Here is a 19,631-nt window from a genome sequence, read left to right as displayed (position 1 = left end):
CACCTTGAGCACCCACCAACCACTTTCGAGAGCTCGAAATGGTTGGTGGGTGCTCAAGGTCGGCGGATCCATTGTCCCTGGTGAGGTGTGGCGGGGGACTTCGGGGGCTACGACACGTTCCGCCCGCGGTGAAACGCGGCGCGTGACCCGGTGCGACCACGTAGGCTGGCAGTCCGGTTTCCGGCGCGGGGCGACCCGGCGCCGGATTGGCTACAGAGACGACAGGGAGCCTGCGAGTGGTTGACCTCGCGAACCTGAGGGACCCGGTCGTGATCGCCGCGTTCGAAGGCTGGAACGACGCGGCCGAAGCGGCCACCGGAGCGGTCGACCACCTGATCGACGAGTGGGACGCGGAGCTCGTCACGGCGATCGACCCCGAGGACTACTACGACTACCAGGTGAACCGCCCGCGGGTCGCCCTGGACGAGGACGGCGGCCGCCGGCTGACCTGGCCGACCACCCGGATCTACCTGGCCCGCCCGGAGGACACCGGCCGCGACGTGCTGCTGATCCGCGGCGTCGAGCCGAACATGCGCTGGCGGGCGTTCTCCCGGGAACTGCTCGAGATCGTCGACGAGTCGAACGCGCAGCTCGTCGTCGTGCTCGGCGCGCTGCTCGCGGACTCGCCGCACACCCGCCCGATCCCGGTCTCCGCGACCTCGTCCGACGACGAGCTGACCGCGGCGTGGAGCCTGGAGCCGTCGACGTACGAAGGCCCGACCGGCATCACCGGCGTCTTCGCCGACCTGTGCAGCACGCTCGGGGTGCCGGCGGTGTCGATCTGGTCCGCGATCCCGCACTACATCGCGGGGACGCCGTGCCCGAAGGCGTCGCTGGCGCTGCTCGGCAAGATCGAGGCACTGCTCGACCTCGCGATCCCCGAGGGCGAACTGCCCGAACTCGCCCGGGCCTGGCAGCGCGGCGCCGACGAGCTGACCGAGGAGGACCCGGAGGTCGCGGAGTACGTGCAGTCCCTGGAGGAGCAGCGCGACACCGCCGACCTCCCGGAGGCCAGCGGCGAGGCGATCGCGGCCGAGTTCGAGCGCTACCTGAAGCGGCGCAACAAGAACCACCCGACAGACTAGGCGAGTTCCCGCGTCGCGGTGGTGATGACGTCGTCGAGGACGGCGCGGGACGTCGCCAGGTCGGCGATCATCCGGTCGATGCGGTCCCGCTCGGCGGTCAGTTCGGTGACGAGCTCGGGCGTGGCCCGCTCGTTCGGGCCGCCGTCCGGGTCGCGCATGCACGGCAGCAGCTGCGCGATCTTCTTGCTGTGCAGCCCGGCCGCGAACAGCTCCTGGATCAGGATCACCCGGTCGACGGCGCGCTCGGCGTACTCCCGCTGCCCGCCCGCCGTCCGCTCGGAGACCAGCAGCCCCTGTGCTTCGTAGTACCGCAGCGAACGTTCACTGACCCCGGTCCGCCGCGCCAGTTCCCCGATCCGCACCCGCCGACCTCCGGACTTGAACCTGACACTGATGTCAGACTCTACCGTCCGGGTATGACGCTCTTCGACTACAGCCCGATCACCGAACGCCCCGCCCTGCACTGGCCCGACGGCAAGCGCGTGGCCTTCTACGTCGGCCTCAACATCGAGACCTTTCTCCCCGACCAGCCGTCCACGAGCATCTGGCCGCTCGACCTCAAGCCCGACCCGCTGAACCACGGCTGGCGCGACTACGGCGCCCGCGTCGGCGTCTGGCGGACCATGGACATCCTCGACAAGCACGGCCTGCGCGCGAGCGTGCTGCTGAACTCGCAGGTCGCCGAGGACAACCCGCAGATCATCAAGGCCGGCGTCGAGCGGAACTGGTCCTGGCTCGCGCACGGCAGCACCAACTCGGTCCTGCACACCGGCTACGAACCCGACGAGGAACGCCAAGTCCTCACGAGCATCACCGAAACCATCGAAAACGCGACAGGCCGACGCCCGAAGGGCTGGATGGGTCCCGCGCTGACCGAGACCCACAACACCCCGCACCTGCTCTCCGAGCTCGGCTACAGCTACGTCCTCGACTGGACCAACGACGACCAGCCGTACCGCCTGAACGTCCCGGGCATGCTCAGCGTCCCGTACACCGTCGAGCTCAACGACCTGGGCCTGTTCCTCCGCGGCCTCGCTGGCCCCGACTTCCTGCAGATGGTGAAGGACCAGTACGACGTACTGCGCGACGAGTCGGCCGAGTCCGGGCGGGTGATGGCGCTCGCGCTGCACCCGTTCGTGATCGGCCAGCCGTTCCGGGCGAAGTACCTGGACCTCGCCCTGGAGTACATTGCCGCGCAGAGTGACGTCTGGCTGACGACGAGTGACGAGATCGCGGCGCACTACGCGGCGCTGTAACCCTCGCGGGGTGTGGACCGTTGTTACCAGTGGGTTTATTCTCGACCGGACAACTGGGGGGTGACGGTCCGCCGTCACCGGGAGCACGGGGAGTCATCAGATGCGCGACGAGCGGGGCGGGACCTCGGTGCCTGCGCTGGCCGTGCTCGTCCTGCTCGGGATCGTCGCGGCGGTCGGCATCTTCGGCGACAAGGGCCGCCCGGCCGTCGACCTCAGCACGCTGACCGCGTCGACGACCTCCACGACGATCACCACGGCCCCGCTCGACACCCAGCCGTTCGCCGGCACCACCGGGCTGGTCGTCCACCCCCGCGCCGAGGCCGCGTTGTACAGCGCCCCGGACGCGGACGCGTTCGGCAAGATCGGGCCCACGCAGTTCGGGCCGACCTGGTTGCCGGTGGTGGAGCAGACCGACGGCTGGGTCCGGGTCCTGCTCCCCTCCAAGCCGAACCGGTCCACCGGCTGGCTCCTGGACGAGGACCTCGACCGGGCCACCTCGCCGTACCTGATCCGCGTGCACACCAGTTCGCGGACGCTCGAGCTCTTCCGGAACAACAAGAGCCTCGGCACCTGGAAGGCCGGCGTCGGCGCGAAGAAGACGCCGACACCGCCCGGCCGGACGTTCCTGCTCGGCTCGATCATCGACCACACCCGCTCCGCCTCGCCGGTCGTGCTGCCGCTGGGTGCGCACAGTCCCACCTTGGACACGTACGGTGGCGGACCTGGTACGGTCGCGATCCACGGCTGGCCGGACCCGGACGTGTTCGGCGCCGCGATCAGCGCCGGCTGCGTCCGGGTGCCGAGGACCGCGCTCGCCCACCTGCAGAAGGTTCCGCTCGGGACGCTCGTCCTGATCGACAGCAAATAAGGAGAATCCGATGCGACAGCTGACAGGCCGTCTGACCCCGACCGTGCTCACGGCCGCGGCCGTGGCGGGCGTCGTGACGTTCAGCCTGGTCGCGAGCGCTCCCGTCGGCAACGCGGCGGCGCGCCCGTCCTCGGCGTACGCCGTGAGCGCCGACGGCCAGGTGCCGATCCCGAAGACGCCGTACGCCGAGTCGGCCGACGGCAAGCGGCGGACGACGTCGGCGCTCGAGCTCCCGCAGAACCCGCTGATCTCGGTCCGGGCCGGTACGGCGACCGCGGGCAACGACGCCGCCTCGGTGGAGCTGTTCGACATCGTCGTCGGTCCGGACATCCTCAGCCAGGTGAAGGTCCCGCCGGAGCTGAAGCAGCAGTGCTCGAACCTGCCGAAGACTGGCGCCGAGGAGCTGCCGCTGCCGGATCTCGCGCTGCCCGACGTCGGCCTGCCGTTGCCGCAGCTGTCGACCAAGGACCTGCCGGTGAAGAACCTGCCGGACCTCTGCAATTTGCTGCTCACACCGCCGAAGGCACTGCTCGCGATCGACTCGCTGAACGTGTGGTGCTCCGGCGACCAGGGCGGCGTCGACATCGGCTCGCTGACGCTGCTCGGTCAGACCGTCAAGCTGCCGAGCACGAAGGAGAGCGCGACGCTGCCGGCCGCGCCGCTGGCGACGATCAAGGTCAACAGTCAGGGCAAGCACTCGGACGGCGCGTTCACGATCACCGGCCTGACGATCAGCCTCGGCGACGGAGCGCAGACGATCAACCTCGCGTCGGCGACCTGCGCCAAGCCGGCCGCGAAGCCGAAGCCCAAGCCGCAGCCGCTGCCCCAGCCCGCCAACCCGGCTCCGGCCCAGGTCGACACCCCGCCGTCCGCGCCGGCGCCGACCCCGGTGAAGACCCACCACCCGGTCACCGGCTGACCTCCCGGCACCAGGAAACGCCCGACGGCTGTCGGGCGTTTCCTCGTTTCTAGAGCTTCACGCCCAGCAAGGCGTCACAGGCCTGAGCGATCAGGGCCGGAGCCTCGTGGTCGTCGCCTTCGCCCTCGGCCCAGGCGTCGACAGCAGCCAGGGCGCCGGCGCTGTCCAGATCGTTGGTCAGCGCCGCCCGTACGGCGTCGACCGCCGCCGCACCGTCCGGCCCCGAACCTCGCCCGATCGCCGCGCGCCAGACGTCCAGCCGCGCCTGGGCGTCGGTCAGCTCTGTCGACGTCCAGAACCAGTCGGTCCGGTAGTGATGGGTCAGCAGCGCCAGCCGGATCGCCATCGGGTCCGCGCCGGCCAGCCGCTCCTTCGAGACCAGCACCAGGTTGCCCTTGGACTTCGACATCTTCTCGCCGTCCAGGCCGACCATGCCCTGGTGCACGTAGGCGCGCGCGAACGGGTGCTCGCCGGTCGCCACCTGGGCGCCGCTCGCCGACATCTCGTGGTGCGGGAAGATCAGGTCCGACCCGCCGCCCTGCACGTCGAACGTCATCCCGAGGTACTCGAGCGCGATCGCCGAACACTCGACGTGCCAGCCCGGCCGGCCGCGGCCCAGGCTCGAGTCCCAGGCCGGCTCCCCCGGCCGCTCGTGCCGCCACAGCAGGCTGTCCAGCGGGTCGCGCTTGCCCTCCCGGTCCGGGTCGCCGCCGCGCTCCGCGAACAGCTCGCGCATCGTCTCGCGGTCGTAGTTCGAGACGCCGCCGAACGCCGGATCGGTCTTCACCGCGAAGTACAGGTCGCCGTCGACGGAGTACACCGCGCCGGCCTTCCGCAGGTCCTCGACGGCGTCGGCGACCAGCTCGATCGACTCGACCACGCCGATGTAGTGCTGCGGCGGGATCACCCGCAGCGCCGTCATGTCGTCGCGGAACAGCTGGATCTCCTGCGCCGCGAGGTCGGTCCACTCGACACCGGTCGCGGTCGCGCGCTCCAGCAGCGGGTCGTCGACGTCGGTGATGTTCTGCGTGTACAGCACGTCGTACCCGGCGTCGCGCCACAGCCGGTTGACCAGGTCGAACGTCACGTACGTCGCCGCGTGGCCCATGTGCGTGGCGTCGTACGGCGTGATGCCGCAGACGTACATCCGGGCGGTCCCGCTGTCGCCCGGCGGCACCTCGACGAGACCGCGCGAGGCGGTGTCGTACAGGCGGAGCCGCCGTGCCGGGCCCGGCACGACCGGGATGTCTGGTTTCGTCCACGCCTGCATGTGTCGGAGCTTATGCCAGTCCGAATTTCAATGACGCGACACGGTTCCATTCCGTGGTCGCCGGGTGCCGCTGCACCCCGCCGGCGGATAGCCTCACCGGCGATGAGCGCTGACTTCAGTCCTGAGTTCCAGGCGTACGGCGGCTGGATCGCCGCCGCCGCGATCCAGCAGCAGGACCTGTTCAACGAGGTGGTCGGGCAGGACTCGCTGCAGGCCGACCTCGACGCGCGGACGCTCAGCAGCGAGCGCGGCGTGCTGGGCGGGATCTCGCTGCTCGGCAGCTTCTCCGAGCTCGACCGCACCTGGCTGTGGGGCTGGGCGAACCCGGGCTTCGGGGCGGAGGCGCCCGCGGTCGCGCCGACGCTCGCGATCCGGGAGTTCGGTGAGCGGCACGGGATCCCCGAGTTCACCAGCGACAGCCCGGACCTGAGCGGGTTCGAGCAGCCGGCCCAGGCCGCGATCATGCTGGCGATCACCGCCGGGACCGTGCTCGGCGGCCGGGGCGTGTGGTCGACCGCGATCAACGAGGGCCGCGGTCACGTGTACCTGCACGTCGCGGACGAGCAGCTGCCGCGGGCCGGTTTCGACGCGGTCGCGACACCGCGGCTGCTGATCAACGCGATCAGCGTCTTCCCGTCCGACCACCGCCAGGTCGTCCGCGGCTACCTCCAGCACTTCGGCCTGCCGTACGACGAGGCCGCCGACGCGATCCGCAGTACGACGCCGAACGGCAGCACGCTCGCGGTGGAGTTCGACGAACTCGGGCGGATCGGCAACATCAGCGGGCAGCCCAAGCCCGGGGACGTCTAGAACGCCGGCCAGGGGATGGCGGGCCAGTCCTCGCTCGGGAACGGGAACGTCCCGGTCTTGAGCAGGGTGGCGCAGCGCTCGCGGGTCGCGGTCAGCTCAACCGTGGTGATCAGTTCGCACAGCTGCTGCCCGAGCGCACCGGCGAGCTGATCCGCCAGCCGCCGTACGTCGTCCAGGAGTTCCGCCGGGATCGACTCGCCGGCCCAGCCCCACAGCACCGTGCGGAGCTTGTCGTCGGCGTTGAAGGTGACGCCGTGGTCGACGCCGTACACCCGGCCGTCGCCGGGGTTCAGCACGTGGCCGCCCTTGCGGTCGGCATTGTTGACCACGGCATCGAACACGGCCATCCGGCGCAACGCGTCGGTGTCCGCGTGCACCAACGTGACCGGGTTGTGCCGGCCGTCGAGCGCGTCGAGAACCCCGACCCAGCCGGCGGGCACCCGGCCCTGCGGGACGATGTCGACCAGCTCGGTCTCGTCCGGGCCGAGCTCGGCCTCGTCGATCCACAACTGCACCATGCCCACGCCGAGCGGACCGTCGCGCAGCAGGGTCGGCGGTACGACGCTCCAGCCGAGCGCCTCGGACACGACGTACGCCGCGAACTCGCGCTGGGCCAGCGTGCCGTCCGGGAAGTCCCACAACGGCCGCTCTCCCTCGACCGGTTTGTAGACCACGGTCGCGGTGTCACCGGACAGGCTGACCGACCCCTGGTACGTGCCGTTCGAGGCGGCGACCAGGCGTCCGTGCAGCGACAGCTCCCCCAGGGCGAGAAGCTCGGGATCGACGGTCATTCCGGCAGGTGCCTGCGGTAGCCGTTCGCCCGCGGGCAGATGTGGCCGTCGGGGTCGATCGGCCGGCCGCAGAACGGGCAGCTCGGGCGGCCGGACGCGACCAGCGCGACCGCGCGCCGGGCGAACGCCCGCGCCTGCTCCTCGGTGATCCGGACCACGAACACCTCGGCGTCGTCGGACTCCATCGCCGCGGTGACCGGGTCGGGCTCCTCCTCGAAGTCGGCCTGCTCGCCGGTGACGACCGCGAACACCTCGATCACCACCCGTTCGGCGTCGGCCTCCCAGGCCAGCGTCATGGTGCCGGCCCGGAACTCCTCCTCGATCGGCTGCTCCAGCGGCGCGGTGTCGTCCACGCCGGTCTGGGTGACCGGGTCGCGGTCGAACCGCCGGGCGACCTCGTCCAGCATCACGTCGAGCCGCTCGGCGAGCGCCATCACCTGTTCCTTCTCACACGCCACCGAGGTCAGCCGGTGCCCGGCCCGGGCCTGCAGGAAGAAGGTCCTCGCACCTGGTTCACCCACGGTGCCGGCGACGAACCGCTCGGGGTCGTCGTAGGAGTGCACAACTCGCGCCATACCTATGACCCTATTACCGTCCGCCGACGACCGCGTCCGAGGACTGCTTCTTCGGCTTGCCTTTCGCTGAGGGCTTAGGGACGAGCGAGGCCAGTTCGCTGCCGGAGTCGTTCAGCCGGACCAGGAACGGGCGGGTCGCGGTGTAGGTGACGATCGTCGTCGAGGCGGTGTCCACGACGATCCGCTGGAACGTGTCCAGGTGCTGACCGAGCGCGTCCGCGACGATCGCCTTGATCACGTCGCCGTGCGAGACCGCCACCCAGATCGCGCCGTCGCCGTGGCTCTTGGCCAGCTCGGCGTCGTGCGCCCGGACGGCGTCCACCGCGCGCTGCTGCATCGCCCGCATGGACTCGCCGCCGGGGAACGTGACGGCCGACGGGTGCTGCTGCACGACGGCCCACAGCGGGTCCTTCGCCAGCGAGGCGATCGTCTTCCCGGTCCAGTCGCCGTACCCGCACTCGGTCAGCCGCCGATCCGTTGCCGGACGCAACCCGTCGTGGTGCCGCGCGATCGCGGCCGCGGTCTGCTTGCAGCGCTCGAGCGGCGAGGTGACGATCGCCGCCAGCGGCAGCCCGGCCAGCCGCTCCGCGACAGCCGCCGCCTGCCGGACACCGGTGTCGTCGAGCTTCACCCCGGGCGTACGACCCGCGAGGGTCCCGGACGTGTTCGCCGAGCTCCGGCCGTGCCGGACCAGAATCACCGTGGGCATGAGGTGCACGTTATCCGGTCCGGACAAGGCCTGGTGCCATGATGGGTGCGTGATCGTCGACTGCGGGGTGTATGCCGGCGGGGAGCGGCAGGACCTGCCCAAGGAGCCGGAGTCCGTTGCCCAGGCCATCGACGACGACGGCGAGTGCTTCGGCTGGATCGGGCTGCACGAGCCGTCGGACGCGGAGATGCAGCGGGTGCAGCGGCTGTTCGGCCTGCACGACCTCGCGATCGAGGACGCGCTGCAGCTCCACCAGCGCCCGAAGGTCGAGCGGTTCGGCGACACGCTGCTCGTCGTACTGCGGACGCTCTGGTACGTCGACGAGGGCGACGCGGTCGAGACCGGCCAGGTCACCGCGTTCATCGGGCCGCGGTACGTCGTCACCGTGCGGCACGGCGAAGGCAGCGAGCTCGCGACCACCCGGCAGGCGCTCGAGGAGCGCGCGTCGGTGCTCGGGCACGGGCCGGCCGCCGTGCTGTGGGCGATCTCGGACGCGATCGTCGACGACTACGAGCGGGTCGCCGAGCAGGTCGAGATCGACGTCGACGAGATCGAGACCTCGGTGTTCTCTCCCGAGCGGACCAGCGACGCGGAGCGGATCTACCGGCTGAAGCGCGAGGTGCTGGAGATGCGCCGCGCGATCGACCCGTTGCGCGAACCGATGGAGCAGTTCGCGCACGGGATGGCCGGGATCAGCGCGCAGGCGAGCCCGTTCTTCCGCGACGTCGCCGACCACCTCAGCCGGGTCTCCGACCAGGCCGAGGCGATCGACACGCTGCTCACGTCCGCCCTCAACGCGCACCTCGCCCGCGTCTCGGTGCAGCAGAACGACGACATGCGGAAGATCTCCGCCTGGGTCGCGATCGCCGCGGTCCCGACGATGCTGGCCGGCATCTACGGGATGAACTTCGACCACATGCCCGAGCTCCGCTGGCGCTTCGGGTACTACGCGATCCTGCTGGTGATGGCGGTGGTCTGCTTCACCATGTACCGGTTCTTCCGCAAGGTCGGCTGGCTGTGACGGCGGCGGACCTCAGGTCGCGGTGATCGTGCTCGTGGCCAGCAGGATCACCAGCACGATGCCGAGCAGCACCCGGTAGAACGCGAAGACCTCGGTGGAGTGCTTCGCGACGAACCGCAGCAGCCACGCGACCGACGCGTACGCGACCGCGAAGCTCACGATCGTGCCGACGATCAGCGGTACGGCGCCGACGTCGCCGGCGAGCGCGTCCTTCAACTCGTAGACCCCGGCCCCGACCAGCGCCGGGATGCCGAGCAGGAACGCGATCCGGGTCGCCGCGACCCGGTCCAGCCCGCAGAACAGGCCGGCCGAGATCGTCGCCCCGGACCGCGACACACCGGGGATCAGCGCGAGGCTCTGGACGACGCCCATGACGATCGCGTCGACCATCGTGATCCGGGTCAGCGGCCGCGACTTCCGGCCGAGCCGCTCGGCCGCGACCATCACCACCGACCAGCCGATCAGCGCCCCGGCCACCCACCACAGGCTGCGCAGCGGCCCCGAGATCACGTCCCGGGCGAGGAAGCCGACGATCACGATCGGCGTCGAGCCGACGATCACGTACCAGCCCATCCGGTGGTCGAACTCGCCGCGGTGCTCGGGCTTGACCAGCCCGCGCGCCCAGGCGATCGCGATCCGCTTGATGTCCTTCCAGAAGTACAGCACCACCGCCGCGATCGCCCCGATCTGGATCACCGCGGTGAACCCGGTGATCGACGGGTCGTCGATCTTCAGCCCGAGCATCTTCGACACGATCGTCAGGTGCCCGGTGCTGGAGACCGGCAGGAATTCGGTGAGGCCCTCGACGATGCCGAGGATGACGGCGTCCCAGATCGTCATCAGTGGCCGGCTCCGGACAGCTCCAGCGCCTCGGCGGCGGTCCGCAGGTCGGCGATCCGCTGCTCGACCGTCGGCGCGAACGGCGTCAGCGCGACAGTCGTCGCGCCCGCCTCGGCGTACGCGGCGAGCTTCTCGGCCATCCGCTCCTTGCCGCCGAGCAGCGAGATCGAGTCCAGGAACCCGAACGGCACGGCGGCCATCGCCTCGCGGTGCTTCTTGTCCAGGTACAGGTCCTGGATCTGCTTGGCCTCGTCGGCGTAGCCCATCCGGACCGCGAGCGCGTTGTAGAAGTTCTTCTCCCGGCTGCCCATGCCGCCGATGTACAGGGCGGCGTACCCGCGGACCGGGTCGGCGGCGGCCCGGACGTCGTCGCCGGTCATCAGCGGGGTGGTGACCACGACGTCGAAGCCGTCGAGGTCCTTCTGACGAGCGGCACGGCCCGTCCGGATGTGGTTCAACTGCTCTCCAAGGAAGCCTGGGTCGTTGAGGATCCCGAGCCAGCCGTCGGCGATCTCACCGGCCAGCTCGAGGTTCTTCGGGCCGACCGCGGCAAGGTACACCGGCACGTGGTCGCGGATCGGCCGCACGGTCAGTTTCAGCGCCTTGCCCGGTCCGTCGGGCAGCGGCAGCGTGAAGTACTTCCCCTCGTACGCCACCGTCTCGCGCCGCAGGGCCGCGTTCACGATGTCAACGTACTCACGCGTCCTGAGGAGTGGCTGAGAGAACCGGACGCCGTGCCAGCCCTCGGACACCTGCGGCCCGGACACGCCGAGACCGAGCCGGAACCGGCCGTTCGACAGCCGGTCCAGGGTGGCGGCGGTCATCGCGGTCATCGCCGGCGTCCGGGCGGGGATCTGGAACACCGCCGCGCCGACGTCGATCGTGGTCGTCTGGGCGGCGATCCAGCTGAGCAGCGTCGCCGCGTCCGAGCCGTACGCCTCCGCGGCCCAGGTGACCGCGAAACCGAGTGCCTCGGCCTCCTTCACCAGCCTCAGGTGGTCCAGATGGTCGTCGCCGCCGTAGACGAAGCCGATGTTCAGTCCGAGTCGCATGACTGGCGAGCCTAGCGAGCCGTTGTCGGCGGGCCGCAATAGGCTCGGTCCATGCAACAGCGCTATCTCGGTCACAGTGGACTCGCGGTGAGCAGGCTCGGCCTGGGCACGATGGCGTGGGGCCGGGACACCGACGAGCACGAGGCGCGGGAGCAGCTGGCCGCGTTCGTGTCCGCGGGCGGCACGCTGATCGACACCGCGGCGGCGTACGGCGACGGTGACAGCGAGCGACTGATCGGGTCGCTGCTCGGCGACGTGGTGGACCGCGACGACGTGGTGATCGCCACCAAGGCCGGGTTCAGTGTGCGCCGGGGCGAGCGAATCACCGACACGTCCCGCGGCGCCTTGCTGCGCGATCTGGAGGGCTCGCTGCGCCGGCTGGGCGTGGACCACATCGACCTGTGGCAGTTGCACACTTGGTCGGACGACGTACCGCTGGAAGAGACGCTGTCGGCGCTCGACCACGCCGTCAGCTCGGGCAAGGTGCGGTACGTCGGTGTGTCGAACTACGCCGGCTGGAAGTCCGCGCGGGCCGTCACCTGGCAGCAGGCGTGGCCGGGCCGTGCGGTGCCGGTCGCGAACCAGGTCGAGTACTCGCTGCTCGCGCGGGACGCCGAGGTGGACGCGATCCGCGCCGCCGCCGGGCTCGGGATCGGGATCCTGGCGTGGTCCCCGCTCGGCCGCGGGGTGCTGACCGGGAAGTACCGCACCGGCATCCCCGCGGACTCGCGGGCGGCGTCTCAGCATCTGTCCCGGTTCGTCGACCCCTACCTCGACGCGCGGGCTTCGGGCATCGTGGAAGCAGTCGCGCGCGCCGCCGACGGGCTCGGCTGGACCCCGCTCGAGGTGGCCCTCACCTGGGTGCGGGACCGGCCGGGCGTGTCGGCGGCGATCGTCGGGGCCAGGACGGCGCTGCAGCTGAAGTCGGTGCTGGGTGTGGAGGAGCTCACATTGCCGCCCGCCATCGTCGCGGCACTGGAGGATGTTTCCTGAGGCAGGTAGTTGGAGGTGTGGATGGCCGAGTACGAGCTACAGCAGTTCGAGGTGTCCAGGACGGAGTCCCGCGGTGCGGTGCGCAAGCTGCTCACCGAGCACGCGGAGTACGGCGGCTGGGAGCTCGCCCGGCTGCGCCGCTACCCCGACGGCTCCCGCCGCGTCTGGCTCCGCCGCCGCATCATCCGCGTGATGCGGACCCTCTGAGCAGGACGCTCACCAGCTCGCGTCGGCTACCGACGCCGACCTTGTCGTACGACGCCCGCACGTGCTCCTGCACGGTGTGCGGTGACAGGCACAACCGCTCGACGATCTGCCGGGTCGAGTAGCCGCGCAGCAGCAACTCGGTCACCCGGCGCTGCGCCGGCGTCAGCCCGTGCAGCTCGAGCAACAACGACCCCAGCTCAGCGGCCGGCACCGGCTCGATCACCACCGCCGTACGTCCGTGCTCACCAAGCTCGGACGCCTGCAACTCGAGCCACTCACCGCGGCGGGTCTTGACCTTCAGCCGGGCGGTTTGTCCGTCGACGTGCCTCCGAGCAGCCACCGCCCGCACCGCCACCGGCAACTCCCCCACCGCCCCGATCTCCTCCAACCAGTACTCCGCCTCAGCGGTCACCGACTCCACGCGAAACGCTTCATCAAGCACCACAACCCCGGGCCCCACCCGAGCCACGCTGTCAGGTTCGGCCGGGTGCGTGCGCAACGCTCGGCGCAGGGCCTCGGCCAGGTGGGGTGCGAGGCGGCGTACCAGTTGGATCTCGGAGTCGCTGAAGCCTGAGTCGGCGTCTTCGCGGTGCAGGCACAGGACTCCCCAGCAGCGGCCGTTCGACAGCAGCGCGGCTCGGAGCTCGTCGCCGAGGCCGAGCGGTCGCATCACCTCGACGTACCGCGGGCTGCTCGCCCACTCACCCCGCGTCGCCTGCCCGAGCGACCGCACCGGCTCCGGCCCACCGGCGAGTACGGCGAACTTGTTCACGTCGTCCTGCCCGAACTCGTTCGTCAGGAACTGCTCGGTGGCCGCCCGCAGCGGCTCGTCGGCGTACGCCGAGGTGAACAGCACCGTCGCCGGATCCACCGTCGCGAAGAACGCCGCGTCGACCGTCAGCACCCCCGGCAGCCGCGCCAGCACCTCGGCGCGCACCTGATCGGCGTCCAGCCCCGCGTAACAGCGCCGGATCAGCACCTCCAGGCGATCCCCCGCCCCCATGTCAGTGATGCTACGCCGGTACCACGCCGAGCTGCCGGAGAAATCCGAGCTCGTCGAGCTGCCCCCAGCGCTCCACGATCAGACCGTCGCGGAGCCGGAAGATGTTGATCCCCGGCAACGTGACCCGTCGGCCGGTCGCCGGCACGCCCATCGCCTCACCGCGGTGCGTCCCACTGGCTGTGAACCGCTCGACCACGATGTCGCCCTCGGCGATCAGCGCGTGCAGCTCGCTCCGCCAGTCCGGGAACCCGGCGCGCATGTGGCGCCCCGCCGTCCGCATCCCCTCGCGGTCCGGCGTGACCCCGAACGGCGGGTCGTGATTGACGAAGTCCTCGGCCAGGTAAGTGTCCACAGCACCGAGGTCGCCGTCGCTGAAGAGCCCGTCGATGAACTCGCGGACCACCTGCTTGTTGCGCTCTGTCGTACTCACAGTTGTCGTCATGCCAACGATCGTCAGTGCACCACGTCCACATCACTACCCCGATTAGTTGGGGTTCCGCTCCAGGTGTTGCACCGGACGAGGAGTGCCAGCGACACAATTGCCGTGACCAGCCCGGCACCGACCAGCGTGGACTCGGCGCCGACCGCACCGATGATCGGGCCGCCGGCGAGCATGCCGGCCGCGCTGCCCGCGTTCACGACCACGCTCTGCCCCGAGAGCAGCGCCCGGCGGTGGGCGCCGTCGGACGACTGGGTGATCAGGACCGAGATCGCCGCGATGCCGATCACCACCGTGATGCCGGACAGCGCGCCCATCACCGCGACGACCGGCGGAGTCGTCCAGACCCCCATGCCGACCCAGCACAGCCCGGACCACGCCCACGCGAGCGCCGCGGTGACGACGGGCTTGGTACGGCGTACGACGGCCAACGACACGGCGGTGCCGACGAGCGAGCCCACGCCGTACCCCGTCATCCCGGCGGCGAGGTAGACCCCCGGCTGGCCGCGTTCCTCGCCGATGATGGACAGGCCGAGGGTGAAGGCGAACCACGTCACGCAGCCGGTTCCGCGCGCGATCCAGCCGTAGAGCACGTCGGTGCGGCCGCGGAGGCTCTCCCGGATCGAGGGCATCTCCGGCGCCACATCGCCGCTCGTCGCTCGCTCCGCGGGCACCCTGCACGCCAGGAGGCCTGCTCCGACGACTGCTGCTGCCTCGACCCACAGCAGTTCGTTCGTGAAGCCGGACGACACCGCCAGCGCCCCGATGGACGGTCCGAGGAGCATGCCGGTACGGCGGAGGCCGTCCTGCCAGGTCAGCAGCAGGACCGCGCGACCTTCGCCCCAGCGGTCGCCGGTATCGGCGAGCAGGGCCGAGCGCCCCGGATTCGAGAGCGCGTCGCCGCAGCCGAGGAGCAGCCCGCTGACGATCAGCAGCCCGGGCGAGAGCAGGCCGAGCCCGGCCGCGGCGGGCACCGACGCCAGCGCGATCGCGGACACCAGCGCCACGATCGCGAGCCGGGGCCCCGAGTCCACCCATTGCCGCGCCCTGCGCGCCCACCACGGCGACAGCAACACAGGTATGCCGCTCGCGCCTCCGACCAACCCGGTCGCGGCGACCGACCCGGTTTCGCGCAGGATCACCAACGGCAGCGCGATTTGGGCGATCCGGAACGCGAAGTCCGCCGTACCGCCGCCGACCAGCAGGGCCAGGGCATCAGCTCTCGCTCTCACACCCTGGATTCTTGGCGTCCTGCCGGGCGCCAGGTAGCCGGTGCCTGTTGACCGCTTGCCATAGGCTCTGCCTATGGCTTCATTACCTTCGGTCGAGGACCTGCGTCTGGTCCAGGCGGTCACGCGCACCGGAGCCGTCGGTACCGCCGCCCGCGAACTGCGCATCTCCCAGCCGTCGGCATCCCAGCGCCTCGCCCGCCTCGAACGGCTCTGCGGCACGAAGCTCTTCGAGCGCGACACCCGCGGCGCACGTCCGACCCCGGCCGGCGCCGAGCTCAGCCGCCGCGCGGACCACATCCTCGCCCACCTCGAGGAGGTGTACGACGCCACGCGCGCGGCCGCGGTCAGCCGGCGGATCGTGATCGGCACGTTCGCCAGCCTCGCGCCGATCCTGTTCCCGGTGCTCGACGCGGACCTGCCAGACCTGGAGATCCAGCAGCAGGTCGACCACGGCCACTTCCTGGTCGAACGCGTCGCCGAGGGCACCATGGACGCCGCGTTCATCGCGATCGCCGACCAGATGACGCTGCCCCGCGGCACGGTCGCCCGCCGCGTCGGCCGCGACGAACTCGTGCTGTTCGTCCCACCCGGAGCCCGCCCGCCCGGCCGCGGCCGGCGGCCTCTCAAGGACCGCCGGGTCGCCTACTCCACCTACGACCGCGGCATCGAGGACATCCACGGCCACCTGGCCGCCCAGGGCGCGATCCCGCGCCGCGGGGTCACCCTCAGCACCACGATCGCCATGGCCCGCCGCAGCGAACACCTCGCCCTCGTCCCCCGCAGTGCCCTGGCCACCGAACTCCGCCCCGGCGAACACCTCACCCCCGCCCCGTTCCACTACCGCCTGACCCTGTCGGCCGTCACCACCCCGACCCCGCCCAAGCCCCTCATCGCCCACCTCCCCCGGCTCCGCGCCACGTTGAACTTGTCGTGAACTGCGGCGAGTCGGACCGGCACATCCGGCAGACTCGGGCCATGAGCCTGAGGCAGTTGGTGCGGGGCCGGCGGGTGCTGGCGGGGTTCTGGGGTGCGACGGTCGTGCACGTGGCGGCCGTGGCTGTCGACGCGAAGATCCTGAAGCGGGCCAGCAAGGCGACCTTGATGCCGGCGCTCTGGCAGTGGTCCCGGACGCAGGACGCGCCTCCGCTCATTCAAGCGGCCTTGCTGGCATCGGCGGCCGGTGACCTGCTGCTGGAGACCGACGCTCAGCTGGCGGGTATGGCGGCGTTCGCGGCGGCGCATGCCTGCTATCTCGCGGTCTTCCTGCGGAATCCGGCGCAGCGGTCGTGGCGGGTGCTGGCGGCGTACGCGGCACTCTGGGCGGCTCTCATCGCGGTCCTCTCCCCCGGTCTCGGCAGCCGGCGCGTCCCGGTCGCGGCGTACGCCTTGTTGCTGACGGCAACCGCTGTGGCCTCGCGCTGGCACAATCCGCGCAGCGGCGTCGGCGGTGCGTTCTTCCTCGTCTCGGACGCGCTGATCGCGCTGCGGATGGCCGGCCGGGACTTCCCGGGGCGGGGTGCGCTGACGATGTCGACGTACGCGATCGGCCAGTACCTGCTCAGCTCGGGCGTCACCACTGCGCAGGACGATCTGACCGGTAGTGGTCAGCGGCGTTGACCCGCGGCCGGCCGTCGCTATGGAGTGAACGGTATGGCGACCGTCGACGACATCCGGCGACAGTTCCGGAACCCGCCGCCCGAGGGCCGGCCGATGATGCGCTGGTGGTGGTTCGGGCCATCCGTCCAGCGAGACGAGATCGACCGCGAGCTGGACGCCATGGCCGCGGCGGGGCTTGGCGGCGCGGAGGTCGCGTTCGTGTACCCGATGGGCCCGGTGACCGCGCCGTTCGGCTCGGCGGAGTTCCTCGACCTGGTCGGCCACGCGGCGCGGAAGGCGCGCTCGCTCGGGCTGCGCTTCGACCTGACCCTCGGGAGCGGATGGTCGTACGGCGGTCCGCACATCGGCCCGGACCTGGCCGCGCGGCACCTGCACTGGGACCGGCGCGAGATCGGCGCCGCGGCGTATGACGTACCGATCGTGTCGGCCTGGCCCGGTGACGAGTTCGTGGCGGCGTACGTCGGGGACGGGCCGGCCGGGGCGCCGTCGTCGTACGCCGAGGTGCCCGTCAGCGACGGGATGATCCATGTCCCGGCGGGTGGGCAGCCGCGCGAAGTGCTGATCGCGACGTCGCGCGTGACCGGGCAGAACGTGAAGCGTGCGGCTGCCGGCGCAGAGGGGCTGACGCTGGACCACTACTCGGCAGCCGCGGCGGCGGAGCACATCCGGTGCGTCGCGGAACCGCTGGTGAAGGCGGCGACGCCGGAGCTGCTCGGATCCGTGTTCTGCGACAGCCTCGAGGTGTACGGCGGGGACTGGACGGCCGCGATCTTCGACGAGTTCGCGCGACGCCGCGGGTACGAGCTGCGGCCGCGGCTCTACGAGTTGCTGGTCGAAACCGACGGGTCGCGGCAGCTGCGGATCGACTTCGGGCGGACGTTGTCGGAGCTGTACGAGGACAACTTCCTCAAGGTCTTCCAGAGCTGGGCGGCGGGGCACGGCGTGCCGTTCCGGATCCAGAGCTACGGCGAGCCGCCGGCGACGATGAGCAGCTACCGGTTCGCGGACCTCTTCGAGGGCGAGGGGTGGGGGTGGACGCGGCTGCCGGAGACTCGCTGGGCTTCCTCGGCCGCGCAGATTTACGGACGCTCTGTCGTGTCGGCGGAGGCGTGGACGTGGGTGCATTCGCCGTCGTTCCGCGCGACGCCGCTCGATCTGCAGGGCGAGGCGCACGAGCATTTCCTGTCGGGCGTCAACCAGCTGATCGGGCACGGCTGGCCGTACTCGCCGCCGGACGCTCCCGGGCTCGGGTGGATCTTCTACGCCGCCGGCGCGCTCGACGACCGCAACCCGTGGTGGCCGGCCGCGCCCGCACTCTTCCGGTCGCTGCACCGGCTGTCGTGGGCTCTTCAGCAAGGTACGCCGGTCCGCCCGGTCAAGATCTACGTCCCGGCGTCGGACGCGTACGCCGCCGCGGACAGTGCCGAGCCGCTGAACCTGTACCGGGTGGTCCGGCGGCTGATCCCCGACAGCGTGCCGCGGACCATCCGCGAGGCCGGCCTCGACTTCGACCTGATCGACGACGACGCGCTCGCGGTGGTGGATCCCGCGGTGGTCCCGTTGGTCGTCGTACCTGATGGGACGACGATGCCCGCGGAGACCCGGGGCTGGCTGGACGCCGTGGTCGCTGCCGGCGGGAAGGTGATCACCGAAGTCGCAACACTCGCCGACCAACTCCCGGCCGCACCACTCGCTGCGCCGACAGATGTGGGCGTCGTGCACCGCCGACTCGACAACGGCGACCTGTACTTCGTCGCCAACACCGGCCCCGAGCCCCGCACCCTCACCCTCGACGGCCCACTGGAACGCTGGAACCCACTCACCGCCGCCCCAACCGTCACCCGCACCATCACCCTCCACCCGTACGAATCCGCCGTCCTCCTGCCCGCGACCACCGGGTCCACCGGGTCCACCGGGTCCACCGGGTCCACCGGGTCCACCGGGTCCACCGGGTCCACCGGGTCCACCGAACCCGCCGAACCCACCAGGCCCACCGAGCCCTGCAGCGCCCACCCCGCCGCTTCCGGTAGCACCCACCCCGGGACGCCCGAGCCGACGGACCAACCGGTCGAGGCAGTCCTCGGCGATTGGTCGGTTGCCTTTGGCGACGACGTTCGGGCGGTCCGCCTCCCCCACCGCTGGGAGGACGACCCGGCGCTGGCGACGTACTCCGGCTCCGCGACCTACTCGACCGAGATCGAACTCCCGGCGACCAGCGGACAGATCCTCCTGGACTTCGGTCCCGGCGCACCCGTCCCGCCGGACAGCGAGCCGCACCTGCCGGCCAACTCCTACCGCGCCCTCATCACCCCACCGATCGGCGCCGCCGCCGACATCTGGCTCAACGACACCCACTGCGGCTCACTCTGGGCCCCGCCGTTCCGCATCGACCTCACCGCCGCCGCCCGCCCGGGCCGCAACCACCTGCGCATCGTCGTCCACAACACCGCCGCGAACGCGCTCTCCGCCGACCAGCACCTCCTCGACACCGCCGCGGACATGACCGCGCGCCACGGCCGGCGATTCGACCTCCAGCACGTCGAGTACGCCGCGACGTACCTCAACTCCGGCCTGCTCGTCCCACCGTCGATCCGGCTCCGGTCTGGCGCTCCGGCCGCGGACGTACGACGCTCGGAGTAGGAACTCTGTGGATGAAGGTGAGTGCGATGTCAACGGTGCGACAGTGGGTGGTCGACATCGTCATCGACGAGGAGAACGACGAGCGGACGACCAGGGCCGAGGCACGCCTGCGGACCCACGCGGACGAGCAGCTGTCGGCGCGCGGAACGGCGTACCGGCATCCGAACGACCGGGAGGTGCCGCAGATCGGCGACGAACTCGCCGCGGCGCGGGCCCTGTCCGAGCTGTCCCACCAGCTGGTGCTGGCGGCGGCCGAGGACATCGAGCAGGTCACGCACCGGCCGAGTCACCTGCGCGGGTGAGC

22 protein-coding genes are annotated in these 19,631 nt (G+C 71.0%); 12 read left to right on the top strand and 10 right to left on the bottom strand.

Translation table 11 applies throughout. The features are described 5' to 3' along the window. Positions 1-236 precede the first annotated feature (236 nt). Positions 237-1,085, top strand: coding sequence for a PAC2 family protein (locus ABN611_RS31495; RefSeq protein WP_350275909.1), 849 nt, complete (start codon positions 237-239; stop codon positions 1,083-1,085). On the opposite strand, the gene ABN611_RS31490 is transcribed toward ABN611_RS31495, so the two are convergent. Beyond that, entirely contained in the window at positions 1,082-1,447 is a 366-nt protein-coding gene (locus ABN611_RS31490; RefSeq protein WP_350275908.1) for a MerR family transcriptional regulator, read from the bottom strand. The two genes, ABN611_RS31495 and ABN611_RS31490, sit on opposite strands and share 4 nt — an antisense overlap. 54 nt (positions 1,448-1,501) lie before the next feature. On the opposite strand from ABN611_RS31490, the gene ABN611_RS31485 reads away from it, so the two are divergent. From ABN611_RS31485 to ABN611_RS31475, 3 genes are all read left to right on the top strand, one after another. Continuing rightward, complete coding sequence (locus ABN611_RS31485; protein ID WP_350275907.1) at positions 1,502-2,341, top strand: polysaccharide deacetylase family protein; 840 nt, start codon at positions 1,502-1,504, stop codon at positions 2,339-2,341. Between the two features lie 100 nt (positions 2,342-2,441). Beyond that, positions 2,442-3,209, top strand: a complete 768-nt coding sequence (locus ABN611_RS31480) for a L,D-transpeptidase (RefSeq protein ID WP_350275906.1) — start codon at positions 2,442-2,444, stop codon at positions 3,207-3,209. Between the two features lie 10 nt (positions 3,210-3,219). Continuing rightward, the gene (locus tag ABN611_RS31475) at positions 3,220-4,128 is read left to right on the top strand and encodes a hypothetical protein (RefSeq protein ID WP_350275905.1); all 909 of its coding nucleotides are present in this window, start codon (positions 3,220-3,222) and stop codon (positions 4,126-4,128) included. 49 nt (positions 4,129-4,177) lie between these two features. Here the strand turns inward: ABN611_RS31475 and mshC are convergent, their stop codons facing one another. Beyond that, complete coding sequence (mshC, locus tag ABN611_RS31470; RefSeq protein WP_350275904.1) at positions 4,178-5,398, bottom strand: cysteine--1-D-myo-inosityl 2-amino-2-deoxy-alpha-D-glucopyranoside ligase; 1,221 nt, start codon at positions 5,396-5,398, stop codon at positions 4,178-4,180. Positions 5,399-5,500: 102 nt separating this feature from the next. Between mshC and ABN611_RS31465 the strand changes: the two genes are divergently transcribed. After that, positions 5,501-6,208, top strand: coding sequence for a DUF6882 domain-containing protein (locus tag ABN611_RS31465; protein ID WP_350275903.1), 708 nt, complete (start codon positions 5,501-5,503; stop codon positions 6,206-6,208). On the opposite strand, the gene ABN611_RS31460 is transcribed toward ABN611_RS31465, so the two are convergent. The 3 genes from ABN611_RS31460 to ABN611_RS31450 are packed head-to-tail and all read right to left on the bottom strand — an operon-like array spanning position 6,205 to position 8,283. Next, positions 6,205-6,999, bottom strand: coding sequence for an SCO1664 family protein (locus tag ABN611_RS31460; protein ID WP_350275902.1), 795 nt, complete (start codon positions 6,997-6,999; stop codon positions 6,205-6,207). The genes ABN611_RS31465 and ABN611_RS31460 overlap by 4 nt on opposite strands. Beyond that, positions 6,996-7,574, bottom strand: coding sequence for a DUF3090 domain-containing protein (locus tag ABN611_RS31455; RefSeq protein WP_350275901.1), 579 nt, complete (start codon positions 7,572-7,574; stop codon positions 6,996-6,998). Before ABN611_RS31455 ends, ABN611_RS31460 begins: the two co-directional genes overlap by 4 nt. 13 nt (positions 7,575-7,587) lie before the next feature. Further along, positions 7,588-8,283, bottom strand: coding sequence for a histidine phosphatase family protein (locus tag ABN611_RS31450; protein ID WP_350275900.1), 696 nt, complete (start codon positions 8,281-8,283; stop codon positions 7,588-7,590). A gap of 49 nt (positions 8,284-8,332) precedes the next feature. Between ABN611_RS31450 and corA the strand changes: the two genes are divergently transcribed. Further along, positions 8,333-9,304 (top strand): magnesium/cobalt transporter CorA, encoded by a 972-nt coding sequence (corA, locus tag ABN611_RS31445; protein WP_350275899.1) that lies wholly within the window; start codon positions 8,333-8,335, stop codon positions 9,302-9,304. Between the two features lie 12 nt (positions 9,305-9,316). Here the strand turns inward: corA and ABN611_RS31440 are convergent, their stop codons facing one another. Together ABN611_RS31440 and ABN611_RS31435 are read right to left on the bottom strand one after the other, a co-directional pair. Next, positions 9,317-10,144, bottom strand: a complete 828-nt coding sequence (locus tag ABN611_RS31440) for an undecaprenyl-diphosphate phosphatase (protein ID WP_350275898.1) — start codon at positions 10,142-10,144, stop codon at positions 9,317-9,319. Continuing rightward, positions 10,144-11,196 carry an LLM class F420-dependent oxidoreductase gene (locus ABN611_RS31435; protein ID WP_350275897.1) on the bottom strand — a complete coding sequence of 351 codons (1,053 nt, stop codon included), beginning with the start codon at positions 11,194-11,196 and terminating at the stop codon, positions 10,144-10,146. The genes ABN611_RS31440 and ABN611_RS31435 overlap by 1 nt, the downstream gene beginning before the upstream one ends. Before the next feature lie 51 nt (positions 11,197-11,247). Between ABN611_RS31435 and ABN611_RS31430 the strand changes: the two genes are divergently transcribed. Continuing rightward, positions 11,248-12,189 carry an aldo/keto reductase gene (locus tag ABN611_RS31430; protein WP_350275896.1) on the top strand — a complete coding sequence of 314 codons (942 nt, stop codon included), beginning with the start codon at positions 11,248-11,250 and terminating at the stop codon, positions 12,187-12,189. Between the two features lie 21 nt (positions 12,190-12,210). Beyond that, positions 12,211-12,396, top strand: coding sequence for a DUF5703 family protein (locus ABN611_RS31425; RefSeq protein WP_130385444.1), 186 nt, complete (start codon positions 12,211-12,213; stop codon positions 12,394-12,396). Here ABN611_RS31425 and ABN611_RS31420 read toward each other — a convergent pair. Genes ABN611_RS31420 through ABN611_RS31410 form a run of 3 tightly spaced genes read right to left on the bottom strand, consistent with a single transcriptional unit; the run spans position 12,371 to position 15,070 of the window. Beyond that, complete coding sequence (locus ABN611_RS31420) at positions 12,371-13,399, bottom strand: GAF domain-containing protein (protein ID WP_350275895.1); 1,029 nt, start codon at positions 13,397-13,399, stop codon at positions 12,371-12,373. The two genes, ABN611_RS31425 and ABN611_RS31420, sit on opposite strands and share 26 nt — an antisense overlap. Before the next feature lie 10 nt (positions 13,400-13,409). Next, the gene (locus ABN611_RS31415; RefSeq protein ID WP_350275894.1) at positions 13,410-13,841 is read right to left on the bottom strand and encodes an ester cyclase; all 432 of its coding nucleotides are present in this window, start codon (positions 13,839-13,841) and stop codon (positions 13,410-13,412) included. An 11-nt stretch (positions 13,842-13,852) separates the two neighbouring features. Further along, on the bottom strand, positions 13,853-15,070 hold the full coding sequence (locus ABN611_RS31410; protein ID WP_350275893.1) for an MFS transporter: 1,218 nt from the start codon (positions 15,068-15,070) through the stop codon (positions 13,853-13,855). 73 nt (positions 15,071-15,143) lie between these two features. Between ABN611_RS31410 and ABN611_RS31405 the strand changes: the two genes are divergently transcribed. From ABN611_RS31405 to ABN611_RS31390, 4 genes are read left to right on the top strand one after another with little or no spacing between them, the layout of a single operon-like run. Further along, entirely contained in the window at positions 15,144-16,004 is an 861-nt protein-coding gene (locus ABN611_RS31405; RefSeq protein WP_350275892.1) for a LysR family transcriptional regulator, read from the top strand. A 41-nt stretch (positions 16,005-16,045) separates the two neighbouring features. Then, complete coding sequence (locus ABN611_RS31400; RefSeq protein ID WP_350275891.1) at positions 16,046-16,687, top strand: lysoplasmalogenase; 642 nt, start codon at positions 16,046-16,048, stop codon at positions 16,685-16,687. 33 nt (positions 16,688-16,720) lie between these two features. Beyond that, positions 16,721-19,327, top strand: a complete 2,607-nt coding sequence (locus ABN611_RS31395; protein WP_350275890.1) for a glycosyl hydrolase — start codon at positions 16,721-16,723, stop codon at positions 19,325-19,327. Positions 19,328-19,353: 26 nt separating this feature from the next. Then, entirely contained in the window at positions 19,354-19,629 is a 276-nt protein-coding gene (locus ABN611_RS31390; RefSeq protein WP_350275889.1) for a DUF1876 domain-containing protein, read from the top strand. Positions 19,630-19,631 lie beyond the last annotated feature (2 nt).

Origin of the sequence: Kribbella sp. HUAS MG21, assembly GCF_040254265.1 — a bacterium.
Lineage (GTDB): Bacteria > Actinomycetota > Actinomycetes > Propionibacteriales > Kribbellaceae > Kribbella.
Note: the sequence above shows the minus strand (reverse complement) of the source record. Positions and strands in the feature narration are given on the sequence as shown.